Origin of the sequence: Rhodohalobacter halophilus (genome assembly GCF_001715195.1) — a bacterium.
Taxonomy (GTDB): domain Bacteria; phylum Bacteroidota; class Rhodothermia; order Balneolales; family Balneolaceae; genus Rhodohalobacter; species Rhodohalobacter halophilus.
The window spans coordinates 1-16,399 of sequence record NZ_MDWE01000045.1; the positions used below are offsets into that span (position 1 = coordinate 1).

The following is a 16,399-nucleotide window of genomic DNA, read 5'->3' on the forward strand; positions in this document are numbered from 1 at the left end:
GATACTGTCGGGTGAAGGAAAAATATTGAAGTGAAATCTCACTGAATATGACTGCGTTTTTCTGACCTCGGTTATTCGGGAGATGCTTCTCGACTGGGCTGGAAATGACGGGTGTAGGTTTGCAGTTGGCGACTTTCAGGTCTAAGGACAAAACGCTTGCAGATCCGGTAGGTGCTGCAAGGTTTAGCTCACCCGGCGTTTTGGACGTTGGCAGCAGTATGACTATTCATAAGCTCAGTTTCCATTGAACTCTTCAAACTTTTCAAAAAACGCATAGAGCGCTACACCGCCGGCAACCGAGACATTCAGAGAGTGTTTCATCCCGAATTGAGGGATCTCCACACTTGCGTCCAGGTGTGGGATTAAATCATCTCCAATGCCGGTGACTTCATTACCCAAAACCAGACAGATTTTCTTTGAAGGAAGTTTGTATTCGTGAAGAAGTGTGCTGGTGGTTGTCTGCTCCAGGCCGATAATTTGATAGCCCTCAGATTTTATTGATACAGCAGCATCAGTCGGTGATTCAATTTGCTTCCACGCTACATTCTCTTCGGCACCGATGGCGGTTTTGGTAATTTCAGGCCGGGGCGGGGTGGGGGTAAATCCCGAAAGCCAGAGCTCCTTAATCCCAAAAGCATCTGCCGAGCGAAATGTGGCACCTACATTGTGAAGGCTGCGGATGTCGTGGAGCCAGAGGATGAAGTGATCCTTGAGTGGGGGTGTTCGCTGAAGGTTTTGCTGTAAAATCTCTTTGGTTGTGAGCTTTTTCAAAACGGAAGAGTGATCGTGTGATTCAAGTTGCTTACCTATTGAGCAGTGAAGGTATTAAAAAATCATCAACAATATATCTTGATCAGATAATAAACTCTTTAATATTCAGAGTACGAAGCCCAACTAAAAAAAGCCTGCGAGGAATTGTCTCACAGGCTTTCTTATATGAATCATAAATTATCAAACAACCTATTCCAGATGACTTCGCAGCATCCAGGCTGTTTTTGAGTGGGTATTCAACCGCTGTGTCAGCAGGTCTATTGTGGCTTCATCTTCACCTTTTTGTGCAGGTTTTAAAGCTTCACGAGCGGTTCGTAACACTTGTTCGTTGCCAACAACCAAACGCCGAACCATTTCCATAGCATCGGGCTGATCTGCATCTTCTTCAATGGATGTCAGCTCACGGTATTCTTTAAATGTTCCGGGAGCTCTGAAACCAAGTGCCCGAATTCTTTCTGCTATTACATCTACTGCTTCGGCCAATTCAGAATACTGCTCTTCAAACTGCTCATGCAGTGAATGAAAAAATTTACCGGTAACATTCCAGTGATAGTTGTGTGTTTTCAAATACAACACATAACTATCGGCCAAAACTCTGGACAGTTCATTTGCAATCGCTCCCCGGTTCACGGTACTTATTCCAATATTTACTTCCTCTTTTACTCTTTCTTCAGTGGTTATCATATTCAATCTCCGTTGTTTTAATAGTTCCTATAGTTTTCGTTTTTCTACTTCAATCTATAAAAACAGTCATTATTTGCCATTGACATTTGTTAAGGAAACGTCTTGATTTTTCTCAAGGTTGATGTAATTTTTCCCTCATTTTCAGATCAGTATTACAATCCATTCAATTTACAATTGATATTCTCCCGCCATTTCGGGCTGATAAATAATTTTCATAATTTTCATTTTTGTTAAACCTGCCGGTACAAACCATTCGATTTCATCACCAACTCTATAACCAATCAACGCGGTTGCAATCGGTGAAAATATTGAAATTTTATTCTTAGCTGAATCAGCTTCATCCGGATACACAATCTGAATTTCGGTCTCTTTATTCTGATTCATAAACTTGAGCTTTACAATCGAATTCATTGTCACTATGTCGGGTGGAATTTCATAGGATTCAACAAGCAGTGCCGAATTAATTTCATTAAGTATACCATCGGCATCATTTTGAAAAACTGTTCTCTTATCCAGTGCTGAATTAAGGGCTTTCGTTATTCTTGTGTGATCAAGTTTTGTTAAAAGTATAGGATTCATGGCTATAAGTATGTTTAATATTAATTTTTGGTTTAAAGCTTTTGGATCAAAGGAATGTTGTTTTTTCAATCCCACAGATTTAATTGTATAAAGAGATTCGGTAAAAATTCTCATCTGCTTTTAGATCATTCCAAGTGATTTCAATGAATTCAGAAGGAAATACTTCAGTACCTACACAAGCTTGAATAACTAATGTTTCTTTAGCAGAAATTTTATAGTGATTCTCTTTCATTAAAATTCCCGGATAGTTGTCTACTTGAATTCCGTCTAAAATAATATTGACATTATTTGCATCAGCTTGTCCGGTATTTCTGATTTTGATTAAACCTGAATCAAAAATCAGATGAATTCTTATCCTTGCAAATTGAAATTGCTTGTTGCCATTATTTTGATCTTTTAATTTGTGGAGTTGATTTTTTATGGACTTGAGACTCAATGTCTTAAATCCAGCCTTAGATGTATTTTTTAATTTCATCGCTGGAGTCAAGGTCCGAGCACGTAATAGAATTAACATGATTGTTCAGAATAGTGTATTCATAATCATTAGTCCTTTATTTAATTTCGTAAACAGTGTGAGATATATTCATTTTTTCAGATTCAATACATGAATACTTCAAAAAGATTTCTATTATTTGTCATTAATTAAAAGTAATCCATCCCAAATCAATGAGATGGATTACAATTGTATTATCACTTTTCAGTGATTAGCCTCTAACATGTTCATCTAATTTTAAGCGGCATTCTCTTTCCTAGACTTTTTCCACTTTTTCTTAACTGGAGAGTCTTCTACAGCTTTCTTCTTCTTTTTTTGTTTTTTCTTTGGTGGTTTGTTTGGGTTTTTATCTCCCAAGTGAATAACCTCATCAGTACTCTTCTCATTTATATGTATACAAGCCAAATTCATTGAGCTGGTAAAACCAATAAGTGTTTCTTGGCAAATTATCTTACTATTTATTTTACATTTTAAGTTCGAAGTGTTTTCAAATTGAAAACTGTGGATGCTGAGTTTGAATTATTCAGCACATTTCTAATTTTTAAACTGCTGTACAGAGCTTTTAAACTGATTAACCTCCATAAGATTTGCACTTCTACTTTCAGAAATGGCAAATAAAAGGAATCAGTATTGTGGAAAAGCTGGTATTGAATATGAATGGAACTGATATTCACTTCAAATTATCAGCAAAAATTAGTGCATAATATCCTTTCCAACTGATAAGCAGGAACCGTACCCAATTAGATTTGTTTACCGGGTACGGTAAAAATGAGGTAGGTTACAATCTCTCCGAGAAATCTTTTTATCATACCTATCCCATATCTAATATTTAATTTCTTAAACGAGATGAGATTGGTGATCAATAGTATGAAACAACCAATCAGAATTGATATTTGAACCCTGGAAAGTTCCATTTTTTTACAAAAAAATTGCTTCAGATGAGTTTCTCTTATCCAATCATATCCCTATTTATATTAAAGAGCAAGTATATCTGGAAAGATTATATTGTTCATCAGACACAAATATGTAAATAAGATTAAAATATTGAGAGGTAAACATCATGTACACAGACCTTGCAGATGCGGTTGAATCACTTAAGGAACAGGGCTATACTCATGTTTTTGGGTTAGAAGAAGATTGTATTAAATGCAATTCATTAGAAACAGAATTTAACCCTGATGAACTGACAATCGTCGAGTCTCATTTTTTTGACCAGGGAACAGATCCGGGAAGTGAATCTAGCGTACATGCCATCACAACTGAATCAGGAGTTAAAGGATTGTTGATCGTTTCCTACGGCATGTATGTGGATCGGGCAAAGGCAGCCATCATCGACCAGCTTATAAAAAATTCGGAATAGAAAAGCCCGTGAGATTATCACAGGCTTAACTTCATGGTTTTAGAAATCTATCCCTCTTTCACGAGATCAGCTCCTTTTTCACCGATCATTAGAACAGCAGCATTGATATTTCCGGATGGTATGGTTGGCATCACCGAAGCATCAATCACCCGAAGGTTATTTATGCCACGAACACGCAACTGTGGATCAACCACGGCCAAATCATCTTTGCCTATACGGGCTGTTCCGCTGTAATGGAAGCCTGTGTTCCCATTTGTCCGTATATAATCAAGCAACCCTTCATCACTATTTCCGGCAGGCCCTGGTTCAATCTCTTCAACCATTAATTCCTGCGGCATCGCATCCGCAATTCGCTTGGCAATTTTCATGCCCTCTAAGATGGTGCGGACATCTTCCTCTTCACTTAGATGGTTAAAAAGAATTGAGGGACTTGCTTTTGGATCCGAAGAAGTAATTCGCACTCTGCCACGACTTTCCGGTCGGTTTTGGTACATTCCCAACCGGAATCCCGAGAATTTTGCAAGATCCCAGCCTTTGTCTCCTGGCATAAATGGAAGAAAGTGAAGGTGCAGGGCTGGGGCTTCCACATCCGGCCGGGTTTTTACATACGCGCCGGCAAGGGATGCGCCAATCGTTAGCGGCCCGTTACGCGGGCCGAGATAATAATTGATCCGGGCCAACATTTGCTGAAACATGGTTCCCACTTGTTTGTTTAAGGTGTATTTACTGGATGTTGTGTATTTGCGGTCTACCTGCATGTGATCAATCAGGTTTTCACCAACACCCTTTAGTTCGTGCACTATCTCTATTCCATTCTCCTTTAAAAGATCTGCAGGACCGATACCTGATAACTGAGCAGCTGCGGTGTTTGAAGAGCACCTGCACTCAAAATCACCTCACGTTTTGCTTGTGCATGATACAGTTCGCCATCACGTTCATAGCTGACACCTACAGCCGTTTTTCCTTCAAAATCAACCTTTGTGACATACGCTTCCGTAAGAATTGTGAAATTTGGATGCTTGCGATTTGGTTTGATATATCCAGCTGATGTGGATGAACGGCGTCCTTTCCAGGTTGCTAAATCCCAGTAGCCAGCTCCTTCAATGTTGGGGCGATTAAAGTCGTTATTCCTGGGAATATTCAGAGTGGTTACGGCTGTATCAATATACGCATCTGCCAATGGATTCTTCCATCGTGCAAGTTCCACTCCAATCGGGCCGTCACCTCCGTGATATTCATCTTCACCGCGATGATCACGTTCACTTTTTTTAAAATAGGGCAGTACATCGCGATAACCCCATCCATCTGCACCTTCTTTTTCCCAAGTATTGTAGTCGAATGATGATCCGCGAACATGCACGAGTCCGTTAATTGCACTAGATCCACCAAGCAGTTTTCCATGTGGTAACGGATACGTATTATTCTTTAAACCGGGTTCGTTTTCTGTTTGATGGTTCCACCGCATATACTTTTCGTTGAAAAGTATCTTGGCAAAACCCAGCGGAATTTTGGACCAGTAACTGTTATCCTCCGGACCGGCTTCAAGCAATAAAACTTCTTTGTCAGGGTCTTCTGAAAGCCGGGCAGCAACAATTGCACCGGCCGATCCGGCGCCTACAATGATATAATCATATAACCTTGCTATTTTTTGATCGGGATTTTTCATTTTCCATAATCTACCTCTTCACTTAATGTTAAATATTTATGCAATTATTTAACATTAAACTAAGAAGAGTGGCCGCTATTCTCCTTGACATCTGCTAAGAAAAACTCTTGATATATCTCAATAAAAAACCTGAAGTTTCTAGTTTCAGGCTTTTTCCATTCGTTTATGAGAATCAATTATTACTTCGCAAATAACCCATTACGGCTGAAAGGTGCATTTTCATCCAGTACAAAAAAGACCAGGTCGGAATCTTCCCTGCTGATTAGATCCAATTGCTCATCTTTGATTACGACTGAATCTCCCTTTTTAACAATTTCGTCACTGTTTTCAATTTTGATATTTCCGCTGAATACATATAAAAGACCGGTTTTGCCGTTTAGGTTTGGCGATTGCAGGGAGTTTTCTTTTTCAAGCCGCACATCATAAAAGAGTACTTCACTTCTGAATTTCATCGGGGCCTCCGAGCGTTCAGAGCCGGCAAGCAATCGCCATTGGTTCAGGCTATAGGTTTGGTCCGGTTCGTGAAACTGAATCATGGGTTTCAAGCCGTCTGCTTGGGGGCGGATGAAAATTTACAGCATTTCCACGGTTTCACCGCCTTCGCGAACTCCTTCTTCGTGGTATATTCCACTTCCGGCATTCATCAGCATGAAGTACTTGTTGTGGATACCCAGATCATTTTCATCACTGTCTTTGTGAAGCATGGTTCCTTTCCGCAAGTACGATAAAATCTCCTCGTTTTGATGCATATGCATCGGCACCAGGGCACCGGCTTCAAGTGTGGCATGTTCCAGCCGTCCGATCTGGGCAAGACCGTGGTCGTTCCATTCGGGAAGCAATCGGCCTAAGGGTAAAAATCGTGATGTAAAAGGCCCGCGGCTTACTTTTCTGCGCGTATTCGCCTTGGAGATATGAATCATTTTTCATCCTCCAATTCCTGCAGCAATCCTTCCAGATCCAGCGGCTCGGTAACCATCTTTACGGAACCATCGACGGTATATTCCCATTCTTGTCTGGGTCGATCACGGTAAAGTTCTACTCCATTGCCATCCGGATCGTTAAGATAAATGGCTTCCGAAACTCCGTGGTCACTGGCACCGCTGATAGGGTAGCCCTCATCGATTAATCGCTTTAGAATGATGGCCAGATCTTTCCGAGTGGGATACAAAAAAGCAGTGTGATATAAACCGGCACTATTTCGCGGTCAGGGCCGACCTCCTTTACTGTGCCAGGTATTCAAACCAATATGATGGTGATAACCGCCTGCCGATAGAAATGCAGCCTGATCGCCGTACATGGTAGTCAGATCAAATCCCAGTAGGTCGCGATAAAATTCAAGTGCACGATTCAGGACCGATACTTTCAAATGGACGTGCCCAATCGATGTTTTTGGTGGTGCTGTATAGTTCTCATTCATGATCTGTTTTTTTTAAAGAAAGAAAATTATGGGTTCACGAAGTTTTTGATGAATGTATCAAGTCCGGTAGGTTTGCGTCCAAGCAGCTTCTCCATATCATCAAAAGTGAAATCGAGTGCTCCGTTGACGAATGTCTCGGCGGTCATCACACTCATGGCAATTTGATCTTCAGGTAAACCGATTTCTTGCAGAGTTTTTTCAAATTCTGAAATAGGGACATCAGTATAGGTGATTTCCTTGCCGGAAGATTCACTTAGCAAGCCAGCAATCTCATCAAGGGTGTAGGCTTTGCCTGATGTAATTTCATAGATGCTGTTTTTATGTTTTCCGGAATTTTTCAGTCCGTTTGCTAATGCTTCGCCCATTTCTGAACGCAGTGCCAGGTTGATGGCTTTGCCATCTGATGGAAAAGCCCACTGTCCGGTTTCCATTGCATTGCCTAGGAATAGCGGCAGAAATTCCATATAAAAGGTGTTGCGGTAAATGGTATAGGGAATACCGGATTCCTGAATGAGCTTTTCAGTTTCGGCATGATCCGGCGAAAGCGGACTCAACTCTTTATCCGCTTGAACAATGCTCGTATAAAAAATCTGCTTTACATCCGCTTTCTTTGCAGCCTCTATGACGTTTTTGTGCTGCCCTATCCGTCCTTCCAGTGAGCTGGAAGAAATTAACAACAGTGTTTCAATTCCCTGAACGGCTTTTTCAATGGATGAGTAATCGGTATAATCACCGACCCTGATTTCCACACCTTTTTGTTTTAGTTCGGCACCTTTTTCTTCGCTTCGGACAAGTCCTGCAATTTCGGCATCGGGTTTTTTGTCTAGTAATAAATCAATGGTTTGAGTTCCTAAATGTCCGTTGGCTCCAGTAATGAGTATCATAGCAATTTTAAATCTTTATATGTTGAATATTCAGTTTGAAAGCAGTCTTTGTATTCAGGTTGTTATCTGCATTCCTAACAATTTTAATGGTTAATATGTGCCGGTTCTAGTTGGTTTAAGAGTCTGAGAGACCTTGAAACCGGCTGTTTTCAAAAGCTCTGAGATATTATGCAGGGCATCCTGATCATCACCGGAAATAATAACCCGTGGCATTAACCCTTGTTTTAATACCGTCACGATTTTGGAATAGGGAAGACGACTTTGTAATCTGTCGGATACGATTGGGCTATCTTCGTCAACATTGCCGTCAATATGCATTACGATTTTTTGAATAGCTACATTGTGTATTTTTTCAGCAATCTCCTTTTCATTGGCCTTTGGGATATCCAGAATAATGATGTCAGCTTCCCAGCTACATTCATATGCACAGTCCATGATCTTTACTTCTGCTTTCGGGTGCTCCGTATAGATCGTCTCTGCTAAAGAGTCTAATTTCGTACCAAATAGCAGCAGTCGATAATTTCCTGATATAATTCCCTTTGCAAGAGCAGAACCCAAATCTCCTCCGGCACCTATAATTGCAATCGTTTGTTTAGTAATAGGCATAGTGATTGTTCTGTTTGCAGTTCCATTTTGTACTACAAACTTACCTCATCACTACTTTCTTTCCATTGATATACGATAAGAAAATCTCTTGATATATGTCAAGAACAGGATTTGAGAAGCAGTAACTCAACCACTGAAATTTCCGCGTACCCAGCTCAGTGTTTCAGGGCTCATCCCCAAATAAGAAGCCACTAAATTTAATGGCACCCGGTTCATGAATTCTGGATTTTGTTTAATCAGGCGGGCATATTTCTCTTCTGCGGTGAGTCCCAATGCATTTTCCACACGCTGCTGAAGAGCTGCATATGCATTCTGAAGTATAACCCGGTGATAGCGTTCGTAGGAGGGGATTTCTTTCAGAAGCTTTTCATGATTTTCCCTGTCGAGCATAAGAAGTTCACTGTCTTCCAAAATCTCAATATTTAACCGGGTTGGTTTTGCTGTAAAGAAACTATGCAGGTTTGCCAACCACCAACCGGTGAATGCAAAACGAATGACATGTTTGTTACCTGATGAATCCACGGTGTATGAATAAAGAGAACCTTTCTCAACAAAAGCCAACTCTCTGCAAACATCTCCCTCTTGCAGTAGAAATTGCCGTTTGAGCATCCTTTTTGGGCGGAAATTGTTTTTGCACATTTCCCACTCCTCATCCGTCAGAGAAACGATTTCGTTGATGCTGCTTCGGAGCTGCTCATACATATTGATTCAGGTTTTTAATGGAGTAATTTTATATAAAATAAATAAAAATACCTGAACTGTGGTTACAATTTCAGAACGGAGTAGGATGGTCTACACTACGGCGCGTCGAATGAAGTCAAACAAATATTGTTTAAACTATTCAGTATTTACGAAGTAGAGTTCAGTAGGGTTATAGTTGAGAAATTGGCATGATGCATAAGCTCACGCAGGAAAAGCAAACCTGCGGCGAATTCTCGATTTTCCGGAATTCCGAGTAACTTAGCAGGTGTGCCGTATGCTACATCAGCAAGGCAATTAAAAAGACGCTCAACATCATCAACTTTAAAGTTTGATACATCCTTATCTGATGCAATTCCGGCAATTTTTTGGAACAATAGTTCGGATGTGACCAGAGTACGGTGAGCCGGCAATGACGGGATTACCGGCTCCAATTCATCTTCGATGCTTGCTATGGCAGCTTCAAGTTCAATCGCAGTTGCAGGTTCACTCTGTATATGATGTTTTATGTGCTGCATGGATCCCACTTTTAGATCCATATTGTTTGATTTTTTGATCACCCTGAGCATGATGTCATCATCTTTTAAAAAGAGAACGGAAAGAGGGCCGTCATTTAGGAGAGGTTGAATGATATGTTTTGAGAGGCTATCCATTTTGTAGTGCAACAACTTAAATATTGAGTAACCCCCCAAAGATTCTAAAATTTTGGGGGTCTTACGTTGACTAGAAATTTGTAGATTAAACCCGAATTTCAGGCAATCGCTTTTCGATCTTTTCCCGCTTTGATTCCAACCAAGGGGGAAGGATTAGTTTCTGCCCAAGTTTATCGGGTTCTTCATCCACATCATAGCCCGGTCCGTCCGTAGCAATTTCGAACAAGACACCGCCCGGAGACCGAAAATAGACCGAGTGGAACCAGTGCCGGTCGATGACATCTGAGGGATGAAGTCCCATATCGATGATTTTTTGGCGCAGCTCTTTTAGTTCGTCATCATCAGAAGCCCGAAAGGCAACATGGTGAACGATGCCTCGTCCGTTTGACGATGGTTTGTGTTCTCCTTCTTCGATAATGACTGAACCGCCGATTGGGGCATCCGTTGTGTAATGCCATCGATTCTCTTCCCGGGCGGTTTCCTCAAATCCAAACAGGTTTGTTAACACTTGTGCTGTTGATTCATGTTCACTCAAAAGGAGTGTAGTTCCGCGAAATCCCCGGATGCCATACTCGGCAGGCACAGATCCTTTTTCCCAACCGGGCAGTGAATCAACCTGTTCATCAAATACAAGCTCAAGCCCCATCAGGTCCGGATCTTTGAACCCGATCGCCTGTTGACCGAAACGGTCATACGGCCCGTCAAAATCGATTCCCTCTTCGCCAAAATGCTCAGCCCAATAATCAATTGAGCCGGATGGAACGGCTAAGGCTACCGTTACAGCTTCACCCAAACCGGGTTTACCCTGAATGGCCATCTGCCAGGGAAAAAAGGTTAGACCGGATCCCGGTGAGCCATTCGCATTTCCATAAAAGAGGTGATAGGTGCCGGGATCATCCTGATTGACGGATTTTTTAACAAGCCGCATTCCCAGCTTTTTAACATAGAATTCAGCATTCCGCTGGGCATCGCCGGAAATTGCTGTAATGTGGTGGATTCCTTTTTTGTTGGTTTTCATAATTTAAAGATTTAATACTGTCTGTTTAGTTTAATATTAAACTAATTACACTTGCGCTGGGTTCCATTGACATTTATCAATTTCATGAAACGTCTTCTAAAATATGGTGAGTTCGATTTTAGAATCTTGAAAACGATTCTCACTTCTAAGTGTTAAGGATGGACCTTTTCTATGCTTTTGCATTTATATTATATCGCTCTCTCGAAAAAATAAAAAAAGCAGATAAACTGGAAGGGATGCCTACTGTAGAATGTGTTGTATGATAGGAGATATTAGTTTTAGATCATTCGTCAATTTGATCGAGGTAACAATTTGAACGTGGATCTTCTTTTTAAAATCCAGTAGGGCTTGTTAGAATAAGAATATATCAAACTTATTTCTTCTTAGATCGCTTTTGATCATTAAATTCTGGAAGCCTTCCAAAATGATCCAGGTACATTGCAATGCTCACATACTCCTCTTTCAGACATTCCCCTTTCTGTTTCCAGTTAAAAACATGGTCATTCTCGGTTAACGGAAAGGAATTTACACAGATGTAAACCCTGCTGAAGAAATCCCGTACCTCTGTGTGTTTAAATCTAACGCGTTCAGCACCACCATGGACACCATTTATTCCTTCCATTGCTTTTTTGAATTGGTACAGTCTTCCGAGTACTCCCTTTTTGGATATAGAAACCCCTACATAAATGATCTCTTCGATGAAACGAAATGGTTGCCCCGAAATATCTTGATCAGACAGTGCAATGTAGTAAACCCCTGGTTGTTTAATTTGAGGTATTGTTCTTCTGCTTTTCCACTTTGTCCACTTCATGAATTACTAATTAACAGTGATTAAAATTATACGAAAGCATGCAAGAACAATAAAAAATTGATCAATCTAAAAAAATGATGCAACGATTTATTGGGAATATCCTTGAGCTGGCATCAGTCACAGTACAAATTGCCGTTGGGAAAACAGTGCGGAACATCCTATTTTTACATGTCTAAATAATTACCGAAAAAATTGTTCGATGGATAGCAGTAGAAATACTGCTATTTCTGTTTTAACTAAGTTAAACCGATGTAAATGTAAGTATGAAGAAAAATTATCTGTCCCAGGAAGGATACGAGAAGCTTGATAAAGAACTAAGAGATTTGAAAACCCGCGGCCGAAAAGAGATTGCAGAGGAGATTGCAGAAGCGAGAGCCAAGGGTGACCTGAGTGAGAATGCGGAGTACGATGCAGCAAAAGAGGCGCAGGGAATGCTGGAGAAACGAATCGCCGAGCTGGAGAACACTCTTGCCACATCAAGCATTATTGATGATAAAGATATCGACGACACCAAAGCGTACCTGCTCTCAACCGTCACTATTCTGAACAAGAAGACGAATAAGGAGATGAAGTACACGCTTGTTTCGAAGGACGAAGCGGACTTTAAAGCCGGTAAAATTTCCGTTGATTCACCGATTGGTCAGGGAATTCTCGGTAAAGAGGTTGGAGACGTTGTTGAAATCGACGTACCGGCCGGTACACTGGAACTGGAAATAAAAAAAATAGAGCGACTATAATATGAAAGTAGGAGTAATTGGAACCGGGTATGTAGGGCTGGTCTCGGGAACCTGCTTTGCCGACAGCGGCAACGATGTGATCTGCGTGGACATCGACGAGAAGAAAGTGGAGAGAATGCGAAACGGCGAAGTACCGATCTATGAGCCGGGCCTGAACCGTGTTTTTGACCGGTCGATCCGCGAAAAACGACTCTCTTTTACCACCGACCTGGAAGATGCCTTTCAGAAAAGCGACATCATTTTTCTATGCCTGCCAACGCCTCCGGGCGCCGATGGCCAGGCCGACCTGAGCTTTGTGCTGAATGTGGCTGAAGATCTGGGGGACCTGTTCAACAAGTACCCCGGCTACAAAGTGATCGTAAACAAAAGCACGGTTCCGGTGGGAACAGCTGATAAGGTTCGTGAGAAGATCGCGGCCAAAACCGATGCCGAGTTTGACGTAGTCTCAAACCCTGAGTTTTTGAGAGAGGGAGCCGCTGTGGAAGACTTTATGTATCCCGAGCGCGTAGTTGTGGGAACGAGCAGCGAGAAAGCGGCCGATATGATGAAAACCCTCTATGAGCCGTTTGTGCGCAGCGGGAACCCGATTATCATTATGGACGAGCGCAGCAGTGAGCTGACCAAGTATGCCGCCAACGCCATGCTGGCCACTAAAATCACCTTTATGAACGAAATTGCCAATATTTGCGAGCGCGTAGGGGCCAACGTGGATAATGTTCGCCGCGGAATTGGTACGGACTCACGTATCGGTAAGCGATTCCTGTTTGCCGGAATCGGGTATGGCGGAAGTTGTTTTCCGAAAGATGTTCAGGCGATTCACCATACGGCCGGAGAGCATGGATATGACTTTAAGATTCTGGATTCGGTGATGAAGGTCAACGAATCCCAAAAGGTCTCCATCGTGGAAAAGATGAAGAAGCACTACGGTGACTCTCTAAAAGGGAAAACCGTAGGCGTGTGGGGTTTGTCGTTCAAGCCGGAAACCGATGACATTCGCGAAGCACCCTCACTCTACATTACCGATGCACTTGGTAAGCTGGGAGTGAAGATGAAGGCGTACGATCCGGAAGCGATCGAAACCTTTAAGGAGGCGGCCACAGAGGATGCACTGAATAACATAGAGTTCGCCAGTGATCGCGATGCCGTTCTGGATGGTGTTGACGCCCTGGTGATCTGCACCGAGTGGAACGAGTTTCGCCGTCCGGATCTGGAGAACTTCTCCAAGATGATGAAGGAGCCGGTGATTTTTGACGGACGAAACCTTTACGATCTGGAGAGGGCAAAAGCAGCCGGCCTTACCTACATTAGCGTGGGACGGCCAAGCGTCAACACATAGTATTTAATACCGAGTGTATCTGGATAAAATCGGATACACTCTTTTTTTTAATTGTATAAAAACTCAAACCATTGAGTAAACGTGTTCTCATAACCGGCGGTGCAGGATTTTTGGGCTCTCACCTGTGCGACCGGTTTTTCAATGAAGGCTGGGATGTGATCTGTATGGATAACCTCCTGACCGGTGCAAAGTCTAACATTGCACACCTGATCGGAGAAGATCGCTTCTCGTTCATCAAACATGATGTAACTAACTACATTGTAGTGGAGGGCGATTTGGACCTGATTCTGCACTTTGCATCACCGGCATCACCCATCGACTATCTCGAGATGCCGATCCAAACGCTGAAAGTCGGGTCACTCGGGACACATAAGGCTCTTGGTCTGGCGAAAGCTAAAAATGCAAAATTCCTGCTTGCATCCACCAGTGAAGTATACGGAGATCCGAAAATTCACCCTCAGAATGAAGACTACTGGGGCAACGTGAACCCTGTGGGAACCCGTGGAGTGTATGATGAAGCCAAACGTTTTGCTGAAGCGATGACGATGGCCTATCACCGGTTCCACGGAATTGATACGGGAATTGTGCGAATTTTTAATACGTATGGTTCTCGTATGAGGTTGCGTGACGGACGCGCACTGCCGACGTTTTTTCGCCAGGCCCTGCAGGGGGAGCCGATTACCGTTTTTGGGGATGGTTCACAAACGCGCTCATTCACCTACGTGGACGACCTGGTTGAGGGAATTTATCGGCTGGCGATGAGTGATGAAGTCTACCCGGTAAATATTGGTAATCCGGAGGAGATTACGATTCTGGACTTTGCAAAAGAGATTATTGATATCACCGGAAGCAACAGTAAAATTGTTTTTAAAGAGCTTCCGGAAGATGACCCTCAAGTCCGGCAGCCCGATGTCAGTAAAGTTCTTAAGGTGCTGGATTGGGAACCGAAAGTGAGCCGCAGGGAAGGTTTGATGAAAACCATGAAGTATTTTAAGGAACAAGTTGGGTGAATTATGTCTAAAAAAAGACTGATTGATCTCTACGCTTACCGGATTATAAACGGAGGTGTTGAGTTTCTGCTCTTTAAACGTGCGAAGGGAAAAATCTATGAAGGGCAGTGGAGAATGATAGGCGGCAAGGTTCATCCCGAAGAAACATATTGGCAGGGCGCACTTCGTGAGCTGAAAGAGGAGACCGGCCTGACGCCGGTAACGTTCTGGACATTGCCATCGGTCAATACGTTTTATGAGCACAATAGTGACACCGTTCATCAAATCCCCGCATTTGCCGCGGAGCTTCAGCCGGATTCTTTGCCAAATCTGGATGATGAACATACCGAGTACAGGTGGTTTACGTTAAAGGAGGCAACAGAGCAGGTTACTTGGCCGGAACAGCAGAGGCTGCTTGGATTGGCCCACAGATTGATAACAGAAAATAAAATATTGAAAGATTGGCACGTCTCAATTCCTTCGTCTTAATTGCAGTTCTATTTACATTTTTTCTGATCCCGGCTGATTCCATCGGTCAGAGCCGAAGCTACGAGCTGATTCCCGCTCCCGATCTTTGGTACAACGATGTTGACGGCATTCGGGTGGGAGTTCGGCTGAAGGGACAGGTTCCCGGTACGTTTGAAGATGGACCTCACCGATTAGACGGAGGGGTCTGGCTTAGCACCTGGTTTCCCGATCTGCCTGTTTCTTATTATCTCTCCTATATAAACCCAATAGACCGCTGGTCCGATTTTGGCAGTGAGGCAAACTATCAGCTGATCAGCTCCATTCGAACCGGATATTACCGTCACGGCATTGCCTTGAATAAACGGTGGCAGGAGGGGTTTGATGAGAGGAGATATAGAGAAGTGCATTTTTTTAACTCTTTGGAGAGGAGATTTGATTTGGAGTACACAGCCTTTCCAAACCTCTGGAGCGATCGGACCAAGCTGAAATCAACACTCTCAGCTGAAGTCAAAAATGACAATGGACTCGGGTGGTATCGCTTCAACGCCGCTGCAATGGTGCAATATCTGGATGATTCATTTGTACAAATCCGGGGTGAGTTTCGACAGGATATTCCTCTTCATGAATATTGGGGTTTTAAAGTGCGGCTTTTTACAGGGATCTCATCTGAGAACACCGCACCGGAATATCTCTTTTCGCGAAGCAAGGCACCGGCGCATGAAACCATATTCAACGGTGTGACTCGGGCAAAAGGTACAATTCCGCAGCCATGGATGGAGAGCGGAAATTTTCAAATTTCGGGAGGGGCAAACCTGAGAGGGTATGCCTGGCAGGACATAAATAGTTTTTACAGTAATAATCCGGACGAGTTTGTTGTTCCGTTTCTGTTAAACTCAATTGCTGCTGTAAATGCAGAGTTTGACTATTATAACCCGATTGGAGTGGCATTCAACCGAATTCCTTATGCCGGAGATTTTCTCTCCTTCCGCTCGTATCTCTTCTTTGATGCGGGGCGATCCCTCCAGGTAATCGATGACGAACCCGATACACTTTTTGCAGATGCCGGAGCCGGTTTTTCACTCTCTTTGAATATTCCTGACTATCTTGGGAAACCTCGAGGATTTGTACTGAAATATGAGATTCCTTTCTGGTTGTCGGAGCCGGGAACTGAAGAGGAATTTAAACTCCGTCATCTCCTATCATTTGGAGCAGTTATTACGTTTTAGAT

Annotated in this window: 20 protein-coding genes and 1 pseudogene; 6 read left to right on the forward strand and 15 right to left on the reverse strand. The window is 42.7% G+C overall.

What is annotated here, in order from left to right; translation table 11 throughout:
* Positions 1-234: 234 nt before the first annotated feature.
* The 4 genes from BG260_RS11840 to BG260_RS11855 all read right to left on the reverse strand — a co-directional run bounded on the left by BG260_RS11840 (position 235) and on the right by BG260_RS11855 (position 2,548).
* Positions 235-771 (reverse strand): RNA methyltransferase, encoded by a 537-nt coding sequence (locus BG260_RS11840; RefSeq protein WP_083750294.1) that lies wholly within the window; start codon positions 769-771, stop codon positions 235-237.
* Between the two features lie 189 nt (positions 772-960).
* Complete coding sequence (locus BG260_RS11845; RefSeq protein ID WP_069132961.1) at positions 961-1,455, reverse strand: Dps family protein; 495 nt, start codon at positions 1,453-1,455, stop codon at positions 961-963.
* A 168-nt stretch (positions 1,456-1,623) separates the two neighbouring features.
* Complete coding sequence (gene rnk, locus BG260_RS11850; RefSeq protein WP_176719490.1) at positions 1,624-2,103, reverse strand: nucleoside diphosphate kinase regulator; 480 nt, start codon at positions 2,101-2,103, stop codon at positions 1,624-1,626.
* Positions 2,104-2,113: 10 nt separating this feature from the next.
* Positions 2,114-2,548, reverse strand: coding sequence for a hypothetical protein (locus BG260_RS11855; protein WP_141691594.1), 435 nt, complete (start codon positions 2,546-2,548; stop codon positions 2,114-2,116).
* Positions 2,549-3,587: 1,039 nt separating this feature from the next.
* On the opposite strand from BG260_RS11855, the gene BG260_RS11860 reads away from it, so the two are divergent.
* A complete protein-coding gene (locus BG260_RS11860) occupies positions 3,588-3,887 on the forward strand; it encodes a hypothetical protein (protein WP_069132965.1) in 300 nt (99 codons plus the stop codon).
* 47 nt (positions 3,888-3,934) lie between these two features.
* On the opposite strand, the gene BG260_RS14300 is transcribed toward BG260_RS11860, so the two are convergent.
* From BG260_RS14300 to BG260_RS11910, 11 genes and pseudogenes are all read right to left on the reverse strand, one after another.
* Complete coding sequence (locus BG260_RS14300) at positions 3,935-4,687, reverse strand: GMC family oxidoreductase (protein WP_218089770.1); 753 nt, start codon at positions 4,685-4,687, stop codon at positions 3,935-3,937.
* 20 nt (positions 4,688-4,707) lie between these two features.
* Positions 4,708-5,553 carry a GMC family oxidoreductase gene (locus BG260_RS14305; protein ID WP_218089771.1) on the reverse strand — a complete coding sequence of 282 codons (846 nt, stop codon included), beginning with the start codon at positions 5,551-5,553 and terminating at the stop codon, positions 4,708-4,710.
* Between the two features lie 179 nt (positions 5,554-5,732).
* Entirely contained in the window at positions 5,733-6,089 is a 357-nt protein-coding gene (locus tag BG260_RS11870; RefSeq protein WP_069132968.1) for a pirin family protein, read from the reverse strand.
* Between the two features lie 36 nt (positions 6,090-6,125).
* A complete protein-coding gene (locus tag BG260_RS11875) occupies positions 6,126-6,473 on the reverse strand; it encodes a pirin family protein (protein WP_069132970.1) in 348 nt (115 codons plus the stop codon).
* Positions 6,470-6,970, reverse strand: a pseudogene (locus BG260_RS11880) (VOC family protein). Before BG260_RS11880 ends, BG260_RS11875 begins: the two are co-directional and overlap by 4 nt.
* Before the next feature lie 26 nt (positions 6,971-6,996).
* On the reverse strand, positions 6,997-7,854 hold the full coding sequence (locus BG260_RS11885) for an SDR family oxidoreductase (RefSeq protein WP_069132972.1): 858 nt from the start codon (positions 7,852-7,854) through the stop codon (positions 6,997-6,999).
* A gap of 90 nt (positions 7,855-7,944) precedes the next feature.
* Positions 7,945-8,460, reverse strand: a complete 516-nt coding sequence (locus BG260_RS11890; RefSeq protein WP_069132973.1) for an NAD(P)-binding domain-containing protein — start codon at positions 8,458-8,460, stop codon at positions 7,945-7,947.
* Between the two features lie 126 nt (positions 8,461-8,586).
* The gene (locus tag BG260_RS11895; RefSeq protein ID WP_069132975.1) at positions 8,587-9,162 is read right to left on the reverse strand and encodes a Crp/Fnr family transcriptional regulator; all 576 of its coding nucleotides are present in this window, start codon (positions 9,160-9,162) and stop codon (positions 8,587-8,589) included.
* Positions 9,163-9,308: 146 nt separating this feature from the next.
* Positions 9,309-9,812 (reverse strand): hypothetical protein, encoded by a 504-nt coding sequence (locus BG260_RS11900; protein WP_069132977.1) that lies wholly within the window; start codon positions 9,810-9,812, stop codon positions 9,309-9,311.
* Positions 9,813-9,897: 85 nt separating this feature from the next.
* Positions 9,898-10,830 (reverse strand): ring-cleaving dioxygenase, encoded by a 933-nt coding sequence (locus BG260_RS11905; RefSeq protein WP_069132979.1) that lies wholly within the window; start codon positions 10,828-10,830, stop codon positions 9,898-9,900.
* Positions 10,831-11,203: 373 nt separating this feature from the next.
* Positions 11,204-11,641, reverse strand: coding sequence for a class-II aminoacyl-tRNA synthetase family protein (locus BG260_RS11910; RefSeq protein WP_069132981.1), 438 nt, complete (start codon positions 11,639-11,641; stop codon positions 11,204-11,206).
* A 263-nt stretch (positions 11,642-11,904) separates the two neighbouring features.
* Here BG260_RS11910 and greA point away from each other — a divergent pair, with 263 nt between their 5' ends.
* The 5 genes from greA (at position 11,905) to BG260_RS11935 (ending at position 16,397) form a co-directional block, all read left to right on the forward strand.
* Positions 11,905-12,378 (forward strand): transcription elongation factor GreA, encoded by a 474-nt coding sequence (gene greA, locus BG260_RS11915; RefSeq protein ID WP_069132983.1) that lies wholly within the window; start codon positions 11,905-11,907, stop codon positions 12,376-12,378.
* A gap of 1 nt (position 12,379) precedes the next feature.
* Entirely contained in the window at positions 12,380-13,714 is a 1,335-nt protein-coding gene (locus BG260_RS11920) for a UDP-glucose dehydrogenase family protein (RefSeq protein WP_069132985.1), read from the forward strand.
* A gap of 71 nt (positions 13,715-13,785) precedes the next feature.
* Positions 13,786-14,724 carry a UDP-glucuronic acid decarboxylase family protein gene (locus tag BG260_RS11925; protein WP_069132987.1) on the forward strand — a complete coding sequence of 313 codons (939 nt, stop codon included), beginning with the start codon at positions 13,786-13,788 and terminating at the stop codon, positions 14,722-14,724.
* Positions 14,725-14,727: 3 nt separating this feature from the next.
* Positions 14,728-15,192 carry an NUDIX domain-containing protein gene (locus BG260_RS11930; RefSeq protein WP_069132989.1) on the forward strand — a complete coding sequence of 155 codons (465 nt, stop codon included), beginning with the start codon at positions 14,728-14,730 and terminating at the stop codon, positions 15,190-15,192.
* Entirely contained in the window at positions 15,165-16,397 is a 1,233-nt protein-coding gene (locus BG260_RS11935) for a BamA/TamA family outer membrane protein (protein WP_069132991.1), read from the forward strand. Before BG260_RS11930 ends, BG260_RS11935 begins: the two co-directional genes overlap by 28 nt.
* The last annotated feature ends 2 nt before the right edge of the window (positions 16,398-16,399 follow it).